Here is a 16330-nt window from a genome sequence, read left to right on the forward strand (position 1 = left end):
CCGGCGATTTTGTCGTTTGATGGGTAAGTGCAGTTTTCCGGGCCTTTCGGTCCAAATGAGGTGATGATGTTCGATTCGCTAAGCGATCGTCTCGGTGGGGTATTCGACAAGCTGCGTGGGCGCGGTGCGCTCACGGAGGACGATGTCCGCGCCGCGATGCGCGAGGTGCGAATCGCCCTTCTGGAAGCCGATGTCGCCCTGCCCGTCGTCCGCCAGTTCGTCGATCAGGCCACCGAGCGCGCGGTTGGCAGCGACGTGTTGCGGTCGGTCACGCCGGGGCAGATGGTCGTCAAGATCGTCTCGGACACGCTGACGGAGACGCTGGGTTCGGACACGTCCGACCTGATGATCGACGTGACCCCGCCGGCCGTCATCATGATGGTCGGCTTGCAGGGGTCGGGCAAGACCACCAGCACCGCCAAGATCGCCAAGCGGCTGAAGGAGCGGGAACGCAAGAAGGTGCTGATGGCGTCGCTCGACGTCCAGCGCCCGGCTGCGCAGGAGCAGCTGGCCGTGCTCGGCACCCAGACCGACGTCGCGACCCTGCCGATCATCGCGGGCCAGCAGCCGGTCGAGATCGCCAGGCGCGCGCTCCAGGCGGCGAAGCTCCAGGGCTTCGACGTGGTCATGCTCGACACCGCCGGCCGCCTGCACGTCGACCAGGCGCTGATGGACGAGATGAAGGCGGTCGCCGACGTCGCCAATCCGGCGGAAATCCTGCTGGTGGTCGACTCGCTGACCGGCCAGGACGCGGTCAATGTCGCGACCAGCTTCTCGGCGCAGGTGCCGCTGACCGGCGTGGTGCTGACCCGCATGGACGGCGATGCCCGTGGCGGCGCTGCGCTGTCGATGCGCGCGGTCACGGGTCGCCCGATCAAGTTCGCGGGCACCGGCGAGAAGCTGGACGCGATCGAGCCCTTCCATCCCGCCCGCGTCGCGCAGCGCATCCTGGGCATGGGCGACGTCGTCAGCCTCGTCGAGAAGGCGGCCGAGAGCATCGACGCCGAGGAAGCGGACAAGCTGGCCAAGAAGATGGCCAAGGGTCAGTTCGACATGAACGATCTGCGGGCGCAGTTGAACCAGATGCGCCGCATGGGCGGCCTGGGCGCGCTTGCCGGGATGCTGCCGGGCCTGAAAAAGGCGCAGGCGGCGATGGCTAACAGCGGCGCCAATGACAAGACGCTGCTGCATCTCGACGCGATGATCGGATCGATGACGCCCAAGGAGCGGGAGAAGCCCGCGCTGATCAACGCCAAGCGCAAGATCCGCATCGCCAAGGGCGCCGGGCGGACCGTGCAGGACGTCAACCGTCTCCTGAAAATGCATCAGGAAATGGAAACGGCGATGAAGAAGATCCGCAAGATGGGCGGCCTCAAGGGGCTGGCCAAGATGTTCACCGGCGGCGGCATGGGTGGCCTTGGCGGCCCGGACGGCGGTGCGGGTGGTCCCGACCTGTCGGGTCTGGGCGGCCTTGGCGGATTGGGCGGCAACATGCCCAAGCTTCCGCCCGGTTTCCAGAATTTCATGAAGAAATAAGCAGTTTCAACAGATTAGAATAGAGTAGAAAGGCAAGTTCCATGGCAACCTCCATCCGTCTGTCGCGCGGCGGCTCCAAGAAGCGTCCCTATTACCGCATCGTCGTGGCCGACAGCCGCGCCCCGCGTGACGGCAAGTTCATCGAGCGCATCGGCAGCTACAACCCCGTCCTGCCCAAGGGCGACGAGAAGCGCGTCGTTCTGGATACCGAACGTGCGAAGCACTGGGTCGAAGCCGGCGCGCAGCCGACCGACCGCGTCGCCCGCTTCCTGGACGCCGCCGGCGTGAAGGAGCGCAAGGCGCGCAACAACCCGAACAAGGCTGAGCCGGGCCAGAAGGCCAAGGACCGCGCGGAAGATCGCGCCGCCAAGGCTGCGGAAGCCGCTGAAGCCGCCGAAGCCGCCAAGGCTGCTGCGGCCGAAGCCGCTGCTGCGCCGGCCGCTGAAGAAGCTGCTCCCGCTGAAGAAGCGGCCGAGGGCTGATTATCTTGACCGACAAGCCCGTCACCCTTGCCGTCATCATCGGCGCGCATGGCGTGGCGGGCGAAGTCCGTCTGAAGCTGTTTGGCGAAGGGGCGGAAAGCCTCAAGAGCTTCAAGGGCTTCGATGCGGCGGGGCGCACACTGACTTTGAAGTCGGTGCGCCCCGGCCCCAATGGCGCGGTCGCCCGCTTCGCCGAGATCGGCGACCGGAGCGCGGCCGAGGCCTTGCGCGGCACGGAACTGACCGTGCCCCGTTCCGCACTGCCGCCCCTGGGCGAGGGCGAATATTATCATGCCGACCTGATCGGCCTTCCCTGCACCTCCAGCACCGGCGAAGCGCTGGGCGAGATCGTCGCGGTCGAGAATTTTGGCGCCGGCGACATCATCGAGGTGCAGCGTCCCGCGGTCGGCGACAAGCCGGGCAAGCGCTTCATGGCGCCCATGCATGTCGTCACGCTGAGCGAGGACGGCGCGTTGATTGACGCCGCTTTCGCTGAATAGTATATACACTCCGTATACACGGAGGTCCGCCATGGGCGAGGAATATCGGGCCAAGGTCTTCAAGTCGGGCAACAGCCTGGCATTGCGGCTGCCCAAGGCGCTTGGGCTCAAGGAGGGCGCCGAGGTGACGCTGCGCGAGGAGAAGGGCAAGTTCACCTTCGAGCCTGTGCAGACGGAGCGCAAGGTCGACGTCAGCAAGTTCGCCGGCAAGGCGCCTTGGCTGGAGCCGCGCACCTATGAAGAGGGCGAGTTCGAGGACAGTCCGCGCGACTGGCATCTTCTGGGGCGTGACAGCAGCGGCAAATGATCCATCTGCTGGATACCAATAGCTGCATCTATATTTTCACAGGTGCTTACCCGTCGCTGATCGACCGTCTGGCAGACCAGCCGGCCGGAAGCGTCTTCATATCGTCGATCACCTATGCGGAACTGGCTTATGGCACGGTAGGGGGTAAGCCGCCGTCGCCTGATGCTCTGGCTGCCTTCGTGGAAGAGATCGCAGTTCTGCCTTTCGATGAGGCGGCGGCGCGGGCTTATGCCGCCATTCCCTTCCGTCGGGGCAGCTTCGATCGTCTCATTGCAGCGCAGGCGCTCGCATTGGGCGCATCGCTGGTGTCGCGCAACCTGTCGGACTTTACCGACATAGCCGGCCTGAAAGTGGAGGACTGGACCCGGTGAGGTGGCTCTTCCTTCCATCGCTGCTGCTTCTGGCCCTGCTTCCCGCGACGGCCAGGGCGGCCGATGAGAGTAAGATCGATGCCGCAATCCCGGAGATCGACCGCCTGTTCGCCGAATTTCAGGTGGACAGTCACACGCCGGGCCTCGTCTACGGCATCGTCGCCAATGGGCGGCTGGTCCATGTGAGGGGCTTTGGCGTGCAGGAACTGGTCCGGAAACGGCCGGTGACGCCGGACAGCCTGTTCCGTATCGCGTCGATGACCAAGGCGTTTACGGCGCTGTCGATCCTCAAGCTGCGGGAGGACGGCAAGCTGTCGCTCGACGATCTGGCGGAGGCATATGTGCCGGAAATGCGCGGATGGGCCTATCCGACCAGGGACAGCCCGCGCATCCGCATTCGCGACCTGCTGACTCACAGTGCGGGCTTTGTCGATGACAATCCCTGGGGAGATCGGCAGACGCCGCTGCCAGAGGCCGAGTTCACCCGGATGCTTGCCGCTGGCGTGCCGTTCAGCACCGCGCCGGGCAGCCGGTATGAATATAGCAATTTCGGTTATGCTGTGCTGGGGCGGATCATCGCCAATGTGAGCGGGATGCCCTATCGCCGCTATGTCGAGCAGAGCCTGCTGGTGCCGCTCGGCATGACGTCGAGCGGCTATGCGGTGAACGAATGGCCGCTGGAGCGCCGTGCGCTCGGCTATCGCTGGGAGGAGGGGCGCTGGAAAAGCGAGCCGGACATGGTGGATGGCGCCTTTGGGGCGATGGGCGGCCTTCAGACCAGCGCGAACGACTATGCCCGCTGGGTCGCCTTCCTGCTGTCGGCCTGGCCGCCGCGCGACGATCCGCAGACGGGGCCGGTGTCGCGCGGCGCCGTGCGGATGCTGGCCGAAGGGAGCAATTTCGTGACCATCGCCCAGCGCAACGGCAGGAGCGGGGCGACGGCGTGCCGGCAGGCGGCAGCCTATGGCTTCGGGATGCGGGTGGCGCAGGATTGCGACCTGGGGCTGACGCTGGCGCATGGCGGCGGCTATCCGGGCTATGGCAGCCATGTGATGCTGATGCCCGACCATGGCGTGGGCATCTTCGTCTTCACCAACCGCACCTATAATGGCGGCAGCGGTCCGGCCTGGGACGCGGCGGTGGCGCTGAGGCAGGCGGGCGCGCTGATCGCGGGGACCGTGCCGGTGTCGGCGCTGCTGGCGGACGGCTATGCCGCCGCGGGGCGCATCTATGCGGCGGGCGATGTCGGGGCGGCGCGCGCGCATCTGGCGATGAACTTCCTGATGGACAGCGACATGGACAGTTGGACGAGGAAACTGGCGGCCGTCCGGAATGAGGTCGGCACATGCCGGACCGATGCGCCCGTGACCGCCACCGGCACTCTGTCGGGCAGCTTCACCTGGACGTGCGATAGGGGGCGGGTGGCCGGCACGATCCTGCTGGCGCCGACCGCCACGGCGCAGATCCAGGAATTGAAGATCGCCATCAAGACGCCCTGACGCGGCGGAACAGGGCGATGGCCGTCGTCTGGCCATCTCTTGATTTCCGTGATTTTCCGGATCGCCAGATGTTCCATCCGAGGGGGAATCGCTCTAAGCGCGGCGCATGGCCCAGATCGTCACCGCTCTCTATCTGCTGTTCATGCTCGTCGCTGGCTGGCGCCTGTTCGGCATCGGCTGGTCGCGCCTGGCCAGGCTGGCGACGGCGGCCGGGCTGATCCTGCCGATCCCGCTTCTGGTGCTGATCCCGGCGCTGCTGCATCCCGAGCGGCCCTTTGCCGGGTTGTTGCAGTCGGTCGGCATTGCGCTGCTGATCTGCGGCATCCTGTGCATGGCCGGCGGCTGGTCGGCCGCGCGCCTGCGGGCGGGGCGCCGCAAATGAGCTTCACCGCGCAGATACTGACCCTCTATCCCGAAATGTTTCCGGGGCCATTGGGCGTGTCGCTGGCGGGGCGGGCGCTGAGCGAGGGGAAATGGGCCTGCCATCCCATCCATATCCGCGATTTCGCCGCCGACCGGCATCGCACGGTGGACGACACGCCCGCAGGCGGGGGCGCGGGCATGGTGTTGCGCGCCGACATTCTGGCCAAGGCCGTCGACCATGCGCTGGAGACGCGCCCCGACCTGCCGGTGCTGGCGATGACGCCGCGTGGCCGCCCGATCACGCAGGGCCGGGTGCGCGCGCTGGCGGAGGGGCCGGGCGCGACCATATTGTGCGGCCGGTTCGAGGGGTTTGACGAGCGGATTTTCGATGCCCGGCCGATCGAGCAGGTCTCCATGGGCGACATCATCCTGTCCGGCGGGGAAATGGCCGCCCTGCTGCTGCTCGATGCTTGTGTTCGGCTGCTTCCCGGTGTAATGGGCGCGGCTTCCAGCGGAGTCGAGGAATCCTTCGAAACAGGGTTGCTCGAATATCCGCACTATACCCGCCCGGTAGAATGGGAGGGGCGCATGATCCCCGAAGTGTTGCGATCGGGGGATCATGCGAAGATCGCCGCCTGGCGGAAACAGCAGGCGGAGGCAGATACACGGCTAAGGCGGCCGGACCTTTGGGAACGCCATATCGGCGTTCGGGACCAGCCGCCCTCTGGTGCGCAACGAACGACCAAGGACTGAGTTTGACATGAACATCATCCAGCAGATCGAGGCGGAAAGCATCGCCGCCCTCGCCAAGGACATTCCCGACTTCCGCCCCGGCGACACGCTGCGCGTCGGCGTGAAGGTCATCGAAGGCGAGCGCAGCCGCGTCCAGAATTATGAAGGCGTGTGCATCGCCCGCTCGAACAAGGGCATGGGTTCCAACTTCACCGTGCGCAAGATTTCGTTCGGCGAAGGCGTGGAGCGCGTGTTCCCGCTCTATTCGCCCAACATCGATTCGATCACCGTCGTTCGCCGCGGCGTCGTGCGTCGTGCCAAGCTCTATTATCTGCGTGGCCGCACCGGCAAGCGCGCTCGCATCGCCGAGCGCCGCGACAACCGCAGCGAGGACTGATCGTCCTAATCGCTTGACAGTTGTAAAAATGAAACAGGCGGTGACCCCAAGGGTCGCCGCCTTTTTCGTTATGTTACAATGACTTCCAAAATTCGGACGAGCGTCCGGCCTTTGCGCCTCCGCGACATTGTGCGGCGGCATGAAAAAGGGCCATTTCTCCCCTAGTGGATTTGTGCCAGCCTTTCGTTTCCATATGTTGCTGAATAATTCGACGCCGAAATCCATCGATTTCGGCCATATATTTATGCGGCCATGGTGTTTTAGATCGGTTGTGGGGAAGAGGATGTCGAAAAGGCCTCAGTAAAAGAAACAATAGGGGGCTTTTTGATGAAGTATGAGGGTCTGATTTCGCGCGGCGCCATTGCTGTCGCGCTTTTCTATTCGATGCCCGCATTGGCGCAGGACGTTACGCCCCAGGAACCTGCGGCGGCGGCCGGCCAGACCATCATCGTCACCGGCACGCGGCGGACCGACCGCACAGTGGCCGAATCCCCCACGCCGATCGACGTCTATTCCGGCCAGGAACTGCAGAAGCAGGGCACGGCCGACATGAACCAAGTGATCCAGAACCTGGTTCCCTCCTTCTCGGTCGCGCGCTACGCCATCGGCGACGGTTCGTCCTTCGTCCGTCCCCCCAACCTGCGCGGCCTGGCGCCCGACCAGACGCTGGTGCTGGTCAACGGCAAGCGTATGCACCGTTCCGCGCTGGTCCAGATCGGCGCCAACGCCCAGTCGGCCGGCGCCCATTCCGCCGACCTTGCCCAGATTCCCGCGATCGCGGTGAAGGCGGTCGAAGTGCTGCGTGACGGTGCGTCGGCGCAATATGGATCGGACGCGATCGCGGGCGTCATCAACATGACGCTGCGCGACGACAGCGACGGCCTGTCGGGCTATGCGCGGTACGGCCAATATTATCGTGGCGACGGCGAGGATTATCAGCTTGCGCTGAATGCCGGGTTCAAGCTGGGCGACAGCGGCCATATCAACATCAGCGGCGAATATGTGAACGCCGGCAAGACCAGCCGCGGCGTGACCCGCGCGGGCGCGCACCTGCTGGCGCAGGAGCAGCCGGACATCGGGGTGCCTGAACTGGCGCAGCGCTATGGCAATCCGGAAATGGAGTCCTACCGCTTCTTCGTGAATGGCGGCTTCGATCTGGGCGAGGACAGCAGCGTCTATTTCTTCGGCAATTACGGCCACAGCTTCCAGGAGGAAAGCTTCAACTATCGCCAGTCGGTGAACACATCCGGAGTCGACATCGAGGGCAACAGCTTCGGCAAGAATGGCATCTTCAACGACTATTTCACCGACTTCGACAATACGCAGCCCGGCATCCAGAGCGGCGCGGCGGGCGGCAACGTCTACGCCCCCAACGATTATGAAGTCACCGATCGCGACTATACCCAGGTCGCCAGCTGTTCTGACCCGCTGGTCCAGAACTGGAGCTGCGTCTATCCCGGCGGCTTCACTCCGATCTTCTTCGGCAAGATCGACGATATTTCCGGTACGGTTGGCTATAAGGGGGTGACGGGCTTCGGCCTCAACTATGACCTGTCGGGCAGTTACGGCCAGTCGACCCTGCGCTACACGATGAACGGGACGATGAACCCGTCGCTGGGCATCACGTCGCCGACCGAATTCTATCTGGGCAAGCTGGAGCAGCGCGAAACCCTGGTCAACGCGGACTTCAGCTATCCGTGGGAAGTCGGCTTCGCCAGCCCCGTCACCATCGCCTTCGGCGGGCAATATTTCCGCGAATCCTATGAACTGGGCCTGGGCGATGCGGCCTCCTATGCGATCGGGCAATATACCGGGAACCTGGTGTTCCATCAGGACGGTACGCCGGTACTGAATGCGGATGGATCGCAACTGTCGGTTACGCTGCCGGTCGGGGCCAACGGCTTCCCCGGTTATGGGCCGGCAATCGCGGGTGAGAGCAGCCGTAATTCCAAGGGCATCTATATCGACATCGAAGGCGACGTCACCGAGCAGCTCTCCTTCGGCATCGCCGGCCGCTACGAGCATCTGTCCGACTTCGGCAATTCGACCACCGGCAAATTCTCGGCCCGTTACGCCGTCGTTCCCGACGTCCTTGCGCTGCGCGGGACGGTGGCGACAGGCTTCCGCGCGCCAACGCCGGGCCAGGTCAACAGCAGCAGCATCGCCACCGGCTTCAATCCCGGCAATCCCAATGCAATCGAATCGATGACGCTCCCGGTGACGAGTCCGGTTGCGGCCTATCTGGGCGCCAAGGCGCTCAAGCCGGAAGAATCGGTCAGCTTCTCGCTTGGCACGGTCTTCACGCCAGCACCCGGCGCGACGCTGTCGATCGACTATTACAACATCAAGGTGAAGGACCGGATCGGTACGTCCGGCACGTTCGAGATCACCGACGCGCAGCGGCCGACGCTCCAGTCGCTGGGCCTGGCCAATTATGCCACCGTCAACGAGGTGCAGTTCCTGACCAACGCCTTCGACACGAGGACGCAGGGCATCGATGTCGTTGGCAGCTATCGCTTCGCGGTCGGTGACCTCGGGTCGCTCAATTCGACTTTGGCCTTCAACTGGAACAAGACCAAGGTCATCGCGCGTGATGCGGCGATCGTGTCGGACGTGCGTGTGGCCCAGCTGGAAAGGACGCTGCCCAAGACCCGCGTCATCCTGACCGAGAACTGGACCGCAGGGCCTCTGTCGGTGCTGGGCCGCATGAACTGGTACGGCAAATATACGGTGACGGACGACGGCCCGGTGTCGCAGACCTTCGGCAGCGAGTTCGTGTTCGACCTGGAGGTCAGCTACGAGATCAACGAGAATTTCACGCTGAGCGCCGGCGCGCAGAATATCTTCAGCAACTATCCGGATAAATTCTCGAACACCAAGGGGACGCTGGGTCCGGTCTATGCCTCGACCGGCGGCCGCTTCACCGGTGACATCTATCCCGACGTGTCGCCCTTCGGCTTCAACGGCGGCTTCTGGTATGCGAAGGTAGGCTTCAACTTCTGATCCCTTCGTTCGACGTCACGACGGCGGCCGGTCCCTTGCGGGGTCGGCCGTTTTCGTCCCAGGAGCTATTCATGCTGACCCACCGACTTGCCGTCTTGTCCGACGAGCCCGCGCTTTCGGGGCTCATGACCTTGGCCATCGAGCGGCTGCAATCCGGCTGGCTGACGCCGGATCAGGTGCAGGCCAGCCATGGCTTCATGGGGCTGGACAGCCGGCTGATCGCCGACGGCACCTATTTCGTGATCGAGGATGCGGGCGATATCGCCGGCTGTGGCGGCTGGAGCCGGCGGGCGACAGCCTATGGCGGCAATCACAGCGCCGGGCGCGACGACCGGCTGCTCGACCCGGCCAGCGAGCCGGCGCGGGTGCGGGCGATGTACACCCATCCCGACCATGTCCGCAAAGGCGTGGGAACGCTGATCCTGTCGCTGTGCGAGGCGGCGGCGAAGGCGGAGGGCTTCGCCGCGCTGGAACTGTCGGGCACGATGGCGGGAGTGCCGCTTTACCGTAGCTTCGGGTTCGAAGGCGTGCGCCCGTTCGAGGATAGCGGCGTGCCGATGCTGCTGATGCGCAAGCTCATCTGATGGCGGGCGCCCGGCTCGTCCACCACAGGCCGCCAAGGCTGATGAGCGCGGCGGCCGACATGTAGAGGCCGACCAGCCCCACGCCCTGCGCGCCGATCAGCCAGGTAGCGACGATCGGGGCGAGCGCGCCGCCCAATATCCCTCCCAGGTTGAAGGCGAAGGAGGCGCCGGTATAGCGCAGCTGGATCGGGAAGAGGGCGGGCAGATAGGCACCAAGCGGCCCGTATATGAACCCCATGACGAACAGCGCCAGGCTGAGCGCCGCGAAGATCGGCAGCAGCGCCCCGGTGCCGATCAGCGGGCCGAAGGCGATGCCCATAAGCACCGTCCCGGCGCAGCCCCAAGCGAGCGCGGTGGTGGGGCTTGTGCGGTCCGACCACCAGCCGGCGAGGATGATGCTGAAGGCCATGAACAGGATCGCGCCGAGTTGCAGCGCGAGGAAGATTTCGCGGTCGATTGCAAGCGCGGTCGTACCATAGCCGAGCGCGAAGGCGGTCGCGATATAATAGACGGCGAAGCAGGCGGCGCAGGCGAAGGTGCCGGCGATTGCCGCGCCCAGATGCGAGGAGAGCAGGGTGGCCAGCGGCACGGCGGGCGGCGGCGTCTCCTTCTGCGCGGCGGCGAATTCCGGGGTTTCGGTCAGCTTGAGACGGACCCACAGGCCCAATATCACCAGCACCGCGCTGCCGAGGAAGGGCAGGCGCCAGCCCCATGCGAAGAAATCCGCGTCCGACAGGAAGGCGCCCAGCACCAGGAACAGGCCGTTGGCGGCGATGAAGCCGACCGGGGCGCCAAGCTGCGGGAACATGCCGAAACGGGCGCGCCATCCGGCCGGTGCGTTTTCCACCGCCAACAAGGCCGCGCCACCCCATTCCCCGCCCAGCCCGAAACCCTGGCCGAAACGCAGGAGACAGAGGATCAGCGGCGCCCACCAGCCGATCATCGCATAGGTGGGCAGGAAGCCGATCAGCAGCGTACAGCCGCCCATCAGCATCAGCGAAGCGACCAAGGTCGCCTTGCGCCCGACGCGATCGCCATAATGGCCGAACACCGCCGCGCCCACCGGTCGGGCGAAGAATGCGAGGGCGAGGCTGGCATAGGAGGCCATCAACTGCGCCGTGGGCGAGGAGGAGGGGAAGAAGAGCGAGGGGAAGATCAGGCTCGCGGCGGTGGCGTAGATGTAGAAGTCGTAAAACTCCACGGCCGTGCCGATCAGGCTGGCCGCGAGCACGCGCTTGTGCCGCCACATTTCGCCGATGCCGTTTGTGTTCGTCACGTCTTTTCGCCCCCTGTCGCTTTATCCCGTTCGCCATGCCCGCGAAGGCTGGAATCCATTTCCGGCGCTATCCCGTGGCGCAAGGTCGGGAGATGGGTTCCCGCCTGCGCAGGTCTGACGGTCTATTCGCGTCTTCTCTTCTGGTTCAGCAGTTCATAGGCCATCACCGCCGTGGCTACCGCGGCGTTCAGGCTGTCGGCCTTGCCGAGCATCGGCATCTTTACCAGCTGGTCGCATTCGGCTTCGTAAGATTCCGGCAACCCCTGCGCTTCATTGCCGACCAGCAGGAAGCTGGGGCTTTGATAGACGGGTTCCTGATAGTCCTGGGTCGCCTTGAGGCTGGTGCCGATCAGTTCGCCCGGACCCTGCCGCAGCCAGTGCATGAATTCGCCCCAGCGCGCCTGGGTGATCGACTGGGTGAAGAGCGCGCCCATCGAGGCGCGGACCGATTCGACCGAGAAGGGATCGACGCAATCGTCGATGAGTATGAGGCCGCCCGCACCCACGGCGTCGCCGGTGCGCAATATCGTGCCGAGATTGCCGGGGTCGCGCAGCGACTGGGCGACGATCCAGATGGCGGCCGTGCTGCGGTCGAGCCGGTCGAGGGGGGTGAGGCGATCGCGATAGACGCCGACAACGGCCTGGGCATTGTCCTTGCCGCTGATCTTCGACAGGATGTCGGGCGTGGTTTCGATCACGTCGCCGCCCGCTGCCTCCATCGCCGCGATCAGTTCGGCCGCCAGCGGATGCGTCGATCCGGCGTGGAACAGCATTTCGGGCAGTACGCCTTCCTCGCGCGCTTCAGTAAGGATGCGTAGCCCTTCGGCCAGGAACAGCCCCTCGACCTTGCGATATTTCTTTTCGCGCAAGGAGCGGACGCGCTTCACCAGCGGGTTGGAAAATCCGGTGATTTCGCGTGCCACGGTCGTTGCTGGTCCCAAAGACAAAGGAAGCGGCCTCTCTACCGGCGGAAAGAGGAAAAGGACAGGGGGAGGGCGCGACGATCTTTGCGCGATGGATTTGGCCGTGGAATTTTGCGAAGGAGCGGGCATGGACGCCGAACCGACCCCGCCGCCGCATCCCGCGCTCCCCGCGCCGGCCCTGAACGTCACGCCCCGGATCGAGGATGGCTTCTTCCTCGGTTTCGTGCTGATGGTGTCGATCGCCTTCGCGCTGGTGATCGAGCCCTTTTTTGCCGCAATATTGTGGGGGGTGATCGCTGCCATCGTCTTTGCGCCGGTCAACCGGCGGATATTGGCGGCGATGCCCCGGCATCGCAACGGCGCGGCGCTCATCACCCTGTTCCTGATCCTGGCCGTGGTGATCGTGCCCGCCTTCGTCCTGGGCGCCGCCCTGCTCCAGGAAGCGGCCTATTTCTATGGCAAGATCCAGTCGGGCGAGATCAACTTCGCGCGCCTCTTCTCCGAAGCGGTCGCCAGCCTGCCCGACTGGCTGCGTCCCTATCTGCGCCGGTGGGGCCTGACCAACTTCTACGCTGCGCAGGAAATGGTGACGAAGGGTATCACCAGCAGTTTCCGGATGCTGGCGGCGCAGGCCTTTCAGATCGGGCAAAGTGCCTTCAGCTTCCTGATGGCGCTGGGCGTGATGCTCTATCTCGCTTATTTCCTGCTGCGTGACGGGGAGGTGCTGGCGCAGCGCGTGGCGGCCGCGGCGCCGTTGCGCGCGGGCCAGCGCAAGGCGCTGATCGAACAGTTCGTCGTCGTCATCCGTGCCACCATCAAGGGCAGCATCGTCGTCGCTATCGTGCAGGGGCTGATCGGCGGCATCGTCTTCTGGGCGCTGGGCATACAGGGCGCGCTGCTGTGGGGCGTGCTGATGGGCGCTTTCTCGCTGCTGCCCGCGGTGGGAACGGGCCTCGTCTGGGTGCCGGTGGCCATCTATCTGTTCGTCACGGGCGCGGTCTGGGAAGGCGCGATCCTGGTGGCCTGCGGCATACTGGTGATCGGCATGGTCGACAATGTGCTGCGCCCGATCCTGGTGGGCCGGGATACGCGCATTCCCGACTATGTCGTGTTGATCTCCACCCTGGGCGGGATCGAGCTGTTCGGCTTCAACGGCATCGTCATCGGGCCGGTGATCGCGGCGCTCTTCATCGCCACCTGGAACATCTTTACGCGGATGCGTGGCGTGGGCGAGGTGGCGGAGGGCTGATCGGCGCGGCCTGCGGCAAGGGTCAGAGCCGCTTCGTCCAGAATTGCATGGCGTGGTCGGTCTGCGTCGCATGACCGATGTCCTTCCAGGCGAAGTGGCCGACAAGACCGTCGACCGGCGCGAAGCCCCGCTTGCGCCAGAAGGGATCTAGCGGGCTGTAGCCGGCTGGCCGGGCGGGATGATCCGCCGGCCGGATGACGGCGCAGAAGCTGGCGAGCGGGAAGCCCAGTTCGCGCGCCCTGGCCTCGCGCCGGTCGAAGAAGGCGTGGCCGATGCCATGGCCGCGCCATTCGGGCAGCAGCACCGATTCGCCGAAATAATAGACGTCGGCCAGGTCGATGCCGCACGCGCGGAACGGGGCGGCAAATTCGGCGGCATGATCGGCCATGGGGGCCGCGGTGGCGGCGCCCACAAGCCGTTCCTGTCCCGCCGCGCCGGCAAAGGCACCGACGACGAGCGCGTCGGGGCTTTGCGCATAGGCGGTCAGATAGTCGCGCTCATAGCCGTGGTCCCCATCATAGAGATAGGGGAATGCGCGGAAGACGGCGATGCGCAGCTCGGCCAGCGAATCGAGCGCGGCGGTCAGCGCCGCGCCCGTCAGATCCGCGATTCGGACCGGCGTGGCGATCGGCGCTTACTCGGCAGCGTTTGCGGTGTTTGCGGCCGGCGCTTCGGCGCCGTTGGCGGCCTCACCGGCGGCGGCGACATTCGCGCCCTCGGCAGCCGGCGCCGCGTCGGCGGCGGGCAGCGGCAGGTTCGACCCCTGGGTATTGAGCCAGGCGATCAGGTTGGCGCGATCGACCGGATTGCCAAGGCCCGCGAAGGTCATCTTCGTGCCGGGGGCAAATTCGCGCGGGCTTTTCAGCCAGTGATCCAGCGCGTCGAAGCTCCAGTTGCCGCCCTTGCTCTTGAGCGCTTCGGAGAAGGCGAAACCGCCCTTGCCCTGGGCGACGGCTTCACCCACCGTGGCATAGAGATTGGGGCCGATGCCGTTGGCGCCGCCCTGATTCACGGTGTGGCAGGCCGCGCATTTTGCGAACACCTTTTCGCCCGCCGCGACATCGGCGCTGGCCAGCAGGGTGTTCAGACCGGGGCCGCTGTCGCCGCCTTCGCCCTCGGCCTCCACGCCTTCGATCGCATAGCCCATTTTTTCGGGCCGTTCGTCATGGAAATATTTGGCGCTGACGATCCCACCGCCCAAGGCGATGATCCCCGCAAACAAAGCCCAGCCCGCCACGGTATTGAAACGATCGCCCATCTCGCTCGACTTCCCTAAGATTTTTGTCCTGGAGACTGTCAGACGCGCCCCCTCTTGTGCGCTGCCATAAAGGGGGACACGCGATGGTGCAAGTCGGGTTGGCACCGGATTGTGCCGGCGATGCCTGTCCGCGCTTGCGTGGCGGCGGCGGAAACCCTAAGCGCGCACGCGTCCATGGAAAATTATCCCGCCCCTGCCCGCGTGATCGTCGCGGAACTGGCCGCCAAGGCCGCCGCCGATCCCGCCCGCGCCGTCGCCTATCAGGGCGCGCCGGGCGCCAATTCGCATCTGGCCGCGCTCGGCTATGCGCCCGATTGCGTGCCGCTGCCCTGTTTCGCATTCGAGGATGCGATTGACGCAGTGCGCAACGGACAGGCCGCGCGGGCGATCATCCCGATCGAAAACAGCCTGCACGGGCGCGTGGCGGACATGCATTTCCTGCTGCCCGAATCGGGGCTGCGGATAGTCGACGAATATTTCCTGCGCATCCGCCATTGCCTGATGGCGCCGGACAACAGCCCGGTGAAGAGCGCGATCAGCCATCCGCAGGCGCTGGGCCAGTGCCGCCATTATCTGCGCGAGCGCGGCATCCAGCCGGTCGCCTATGCCGACACGGCCGGCGCGGCGGCGCTGGTGGCCGAGACGCGCACGCCGGGGGAGGGGGCGATCGCGCCCTATCTGGCGGCGGAACTCTATGGCCTGCGCCTGATCGCGGAGAATATCGAGGACAGCGACGACAATATGACGCGCTTCCTGGTGCTGGCGCGCGAACCGAAGATGCCGACCCCCAATGTCGGGCCGGTGATGACGACCTTCCTGTTCGAGGTGAAGAATGTCCCCGCCGCCCTATACAAGGCGATGGGGGGCTTCGCCACCAACGGGGTCAACATGACCAAGCTGGAAAGTTACCAACGGGGCGCGAGCTTTGCCGCGACCGAATTCTACTGCGACATCGAGGGGATGCCGGGCGACCCGGCGGTCGACCGCGCGCTGGCCGAGCTGGAGTTCCACACCAAATGGGTGCGGATGCTGGGCAGCTATCGCCAGGCGCGGCCCAGAACATAGGATCGCTCCACCTTTTGCTGGGATCATGGTCCTGGCTTGAGCTATAGCCGCGCCATGGCCATTGCTATCATCCTGTCCGCCCTGGCGATGAGCGCCATCGTCGGCGTGCGCTACCTGCTCACCAGCGGAGGATTCGCGCTGGCGACCCGGATGCGCCAGCCGGGCCTGTATCGCGGGCTCGAGGCGCAGATGGGGCGCGAGGTCGGCTGGTCGCTGCTGTCCGCGCTGATCTATGGCGTGCCCGCCGGGGTGGTCGCCTGGGGCTGGCAGGCGCGGGGCTGGACGAAAATATACACCGACCTGGACAGCTATCCGCTGTGGTGGCTGCCGGTATCGGTGCTGCTCTATCTGGCCGCGCATGACAGCTGGTTCTACTGGACCCATCGCTGGATGCACCGGCCCGCGCTGTTCCGCATCGCCCATGCCGTGCATCATGCCAGCAGGCCGCCGACGGCCTGGGCAGCGATGAGCTTTCACCCCTGGGAGGCGCTGACCGGCGCGGTCGTCATCCCGGCGCTGGTGGTCCTGATCCCGATCCATGTCGGCGCGCTGGGCGTGGTGTTGACCATCATGACGGTCATGGGGGTGAGCAACCATATGGGGTGGGAGATGTTTCCGCGCTGGATGGTGCGCGGACCGATGGGATCGTGGCTGATCACCGCCAGCCATCATCAACGGCATCATGATCTCTATCGTTGCAACTACGGTCTCTATTTTCGATTCTGGGATCGGCTGTGTGGCACCGACAAGGGGTTGGGCGACTTTGCGAAGGGGCAGGCGTGACG

General features: G+C 65.3%; 18 protein-coding genes. 14 read left to right on the plus strand and 4 right to left on the minus strand.

All coding sequences use genetic code 11. The features are described 5' to 3' along the window. Positions 1-63 precede the first annotated feature (63 nt). The 11 genes from ffh (at position 64) to K3M67_RS01810 (ending at position 9774) form a co-directional block, all read left to right on the plus strand. A complete protein-coding gene (ffh, locus tag K3M67_RS01760; RefSeq protein ID WP_066860357.1) occupies positions 64-1536 on the plus strand; it encodes a signal recognition particle protein in 1473 nt (490 codons plus the stop codon). Between the two features lie 41 nt (positions 1537-1577). Beyond that, entirely contained in the window at positions 1578-2018 is a 441-nt protein-coding gene (gene rpsP, locus K3M67_RS01765; RefSeq protein ID WP_285832099.1) for a 30S ribosomal protein S16, read from the plus strand. Positions 2019-2023: 5 nt separating this feature from the next. Continuing rightward, positions 2024-2518, plus strand: coding sequence for a ribosome maturation factor RimM (rimM, locus tag K3M67_RS01770; RefSeq protein ID WP_285832100.1), 495 nt, complete (start codon positions 2024-2026; stop codon positions 2516-2518). Between the two features lie 31 nt (positions 2519-2549). Beyond that, positions 2550-2825, plus strand: a complete 276-nt coding sequence (locus K3M67_RS01775; protein ID WP_066860350.1) for an AbrB/MazE/SpoVT family DNA-binding domain-containing protein — start codon at positions 2550-2552, stop codon at positions 2823-2825. Beyond that, entirely contained in the window at positions 2822-3196 is a 375-nt protein-coding gene (locus K3M67_RS01780) for a type II toxin-antitoxin system VapC family toxin (protein ID WP_285832101.1), read from the plus strand. Before K3M67_RS01775 ends, K3M67_RS01780 begins: the two co-directional genes overlap by 4 nt. Beyond that, the gene (locus K3M67_RS01785; RefSeq protein ID WP_285832102.1) at positions 3193-4695 is read left to right on the plus strand and encodes a serine hydrolase domain-containing protein; all 1503 of its coding nucleotides are present in this window, start codon (positions 3193-3195) and stop codon (positions 4693-4695) included. The genes K3M67_RS01780 and K3M67_RS01785 overlap by 4 nt, the downstream gene beginning before the upstream one ends. 106 nt (positions 4696-4801) lie before the next feature. Further along, positions 4802-5077, plus strand: coding sequence for a hypothetical protein (locus tag K3M67_RS01790; protein ID WP_066860341.1), 276 nt, complete (start codon positions 4802-4804; stop codon positions 5075-5077). Continuing rightward, positions 5074-5811 carry a tRNA (guanosine(37)-N1)-methyltransferase TrmD gene (gene trmD, locus K3M67_RS01795; protein ID WP_066860589.1) on the plus strand — a complete coding sequence of 246 codons (738 nt, stop codon included), beginning with the start codon at positions 5074-5076 and terminating at the stop codon, positions 5809-5811. The genes K3M67_RS01790 and trmD overlap by 4 nt, the downstream gene beginning before the upstream one ends. Before the next feature lie 7 nt (positions 5812-5818). Then, on the plus strand, positions 5819-6187 hold the full coding sequence (gene rplS / locus K3M67_RS01800; protein ID WP_066860338.1) for a 50S ribosomal protein L19: 369 nt from the start codon (positions 5819-5821) through the stop codon (positions 6185-6187). A 327-nt stretch (positions 6188-6514) separates the two neighbouring features. Beyond that, entirely contained in the window at positions 6515-9190 is a 2676-nt protein-coding gene (locus K3M67_RS01805; RefSeq protein ID WP_066860335.1) for a TonB-dependent receptor plug domain-containing protein, read from the plus strand. Between the two features lie 71 nt (positions 9191-9261). Continuing rightward, positions 9262-9774 carry a GNAT family N-acetyltransferase gene (locus K3M67_RS01810; protein ID WP_066860332.1) on the plus strand — a complete coding sequence of 171 codons (513 nt, stop codon included), beginning with the start codon at positions 9262-9264 and terminating at the stop codon, positions 9772-9774. Here K3M67_RS01810 and K3M67_RS01815 read toward each other — a convergent pair. Together K3M67_RS01815 and K3M67_RS01820 are read right to left on the minus strand one after the other, a co-directional pair. After that, entirely contained in the window at positions 9767-11023 is a 1257-nt protein-coding gene (locus K3M67_RS01815) for an MFS transporter (RefSeq protein ID WP_232313797.1), read from the minus strand. The genes K3M67_RS01810 and K3M67_RS01815 overlap by 8 nt on opposite strands. 149 nt (positions 11024-11172) lie before the next feature. Further along, on the minus strand, positions 11173-11973 hold the full coding sequence (locus K3M67_RS01820) for a TrmH family RNA methyltransferase (RefSeq protein ID WP_285832103.1): 801 nt from the start codon (positions 11971-11973) through the stop codon (positions 11173-11175). A gap of 127 nt (positions 11974-12100) precedes the next feature. Between K3M67_RS01820 and K3M67_RS01825 the strand changes: the two genes are divergently transcribed. Beyond that, on the plus strand, positions 12101-13222 hold the full coding sequence (locus K3M67_RS01825; RefSeq protein WP_285832104.1) for an AI-2E family transporter: 1122 nt from the start codon (positions 12101-12103) through the stop codon (positions 13220-13222). 22 nt (positions 13223-13244) lie between these two features. On the opposite strand, the gene K3M67_RS01830 is transcribed toward K3M67_RS01825, so the two are convergent. Further along, entirely contained in the window at positions 13245-13823 is a 579-nt protein-coding gene (locus K3M67_RS01830; RefSeq protein ID WP_285832874.1) for a GNAT family N-acetyltransferase, read from the minus strand. 33 nt (positions 13824-13856) lie between these two features. Next, positions 13857-14480 carry a c-type cytochrome gene (locus K3M67_RS01835; protein WP_066860321.1) on the minus strand — a complete coding sequence of 208 codons (624 nt, stop codon included), beginning with the start codon at positions 14478-14480 and terminating at the stop codon, positions 13857-13859. Positions 14481-14654: 174 nt separating this feature from the next. Here K3M67_RS01835 and K3M67_RS01840 point away from each other — a divergent pair, with 174 nt between their 5' ends. Further along, positions 14655-15545 (plus strand): prephenate dehydratase, encoded by an 891-nt coding sequence (locus K3M67_RS01840; RefSeq protein ID WP_066860318.1) that lies wholly within the window; start codon positions 14655-14657, stop codon positions 15543-15545. Positions 15546-15599: 54 nt separating this feature from the next. After that, a complete protein-coding gene (locus K3M67_RS01845) occupies positions 15600-16328 on the plus strand; it encodes a sterol desaturase family protein (protein WP_285832875.1) in 729 nt (242 codons plus the stop codon). Positions 16329-16330 lie beyond the last annotated feature (2 nt).

Source organism: Sphingobium sp. V4 (assembly GCF_029590555.1).
Lineage (GTDB): Bacteria > Pseudomonadota > Alphaproteobacteria > Sphingomonadales > Sphingomonadaceae > Sphingobium.

What these genes read in the sequence shown, in the direction of transcription:
- ffh (WP_066860357.1), top strand. Translation starts at nt 64, where the DNA reads ATGATGTTCGATTCGCTAAGCGATCGTCTCGGTGGGGTATTCGACAAG.
- rpsP (WP_285832099.1), top strand. Translation starts at nt 1,578, where the DNA reads ATGGCAACCTCCATCCGTCTGTCGCGCGGCGGCTCCAAGAAGCGTCCC.
- K3M67_RS01775 (WP_066860350.1), top strand. Translation starts at nt 2,550, where the DNA reads ATGGGCGAGGAATATCGGGCCAAGGTCTTCAAGTCGGGCAACAGCCTG.
- K3M67_RS01780 (WP_285832101.1), top strand. Translation starts at nt 2,822, where the DNA reads ATGATCCATCTGCTGGATACCAATAGCTGCATCTATATTTTCACAGGT.
- K3M67_RS01790 (WP_066860341.1), top strand. Translation starts at nt 4,802, where the DNA reads ATGGCCCAGATCGTCACCGCTCTCTATCTGCTGTTCATGCTCGTCGCT.
- trmD (WP_066860589.1), top strand. Translation starts at nt 5,074, where the DNA reads ATGAGCTTCACCGCGCAGATACTGACCCTCTATCCCGAAATGTTTCCG.
- rplS (WP_066860338.1), top strand. Translation starts at nt 5,819, where the DNA reads ATGAACATCATCCAGCAGATCGAGGCGGAAAGCATCGCCGCCCTCGCC.
- K3M67_RS01805 (WP_066860335.1), top strand. Translation starts at nt 6,515, where the DNA reads ATGAAGTATGAGGGTCTGATTTCGCGCGGCGCCATTGCTGTCGCGCTT.
- K3M67_RS01810 (WP_066860332.1), top strand. Translation starts at nt 9,262, where the DNA reads ATGCTGACCCACCGACTTGCCGTCTTGTCCGACGAGCCCGCGCTTTCG.
- K3M67_RS01815 (WP_232313797.1), bottom strand. Translation starts at nt 11,023, where the DNA reads ATGTGGCGGCACAAGCGCGTGCTCGCGGCCAGCCTGATCGGCACGGCC.
- K3M67_RS01825 (WP_285832104.1), top strand. Translation starts at nt 12,101, where the DNA reads ATGGACGCCGAACCGACCCCGCCGCCGCATCCCGCGCTCCCCGCGCCG.
- K3M67_RS01835 (WP_066860321.1), bottom strand. Translation starts at nt 14,480, where the DNA reads ATGGGCGATCGTTTCAATACCGTGGCGGGCTGGGCTTTGTTTGCGGGG.
- K3M67_RS01840 (WP_066860318.1), top strand. Translation starts at nt 14,655, where the DNA reads ATGGAAAATTATCCCGCCCCTGCCCGCGTGATCGTCGCGGAACTGGCC.
- K3M67_RS01845 (WP_285832875.1), top strand. Translation starts at nt 15,600, where the DNA reads ATGGCCATTGCTATCATCCTGTCCGCCCTGGCGATGAGCGCCATCGTC.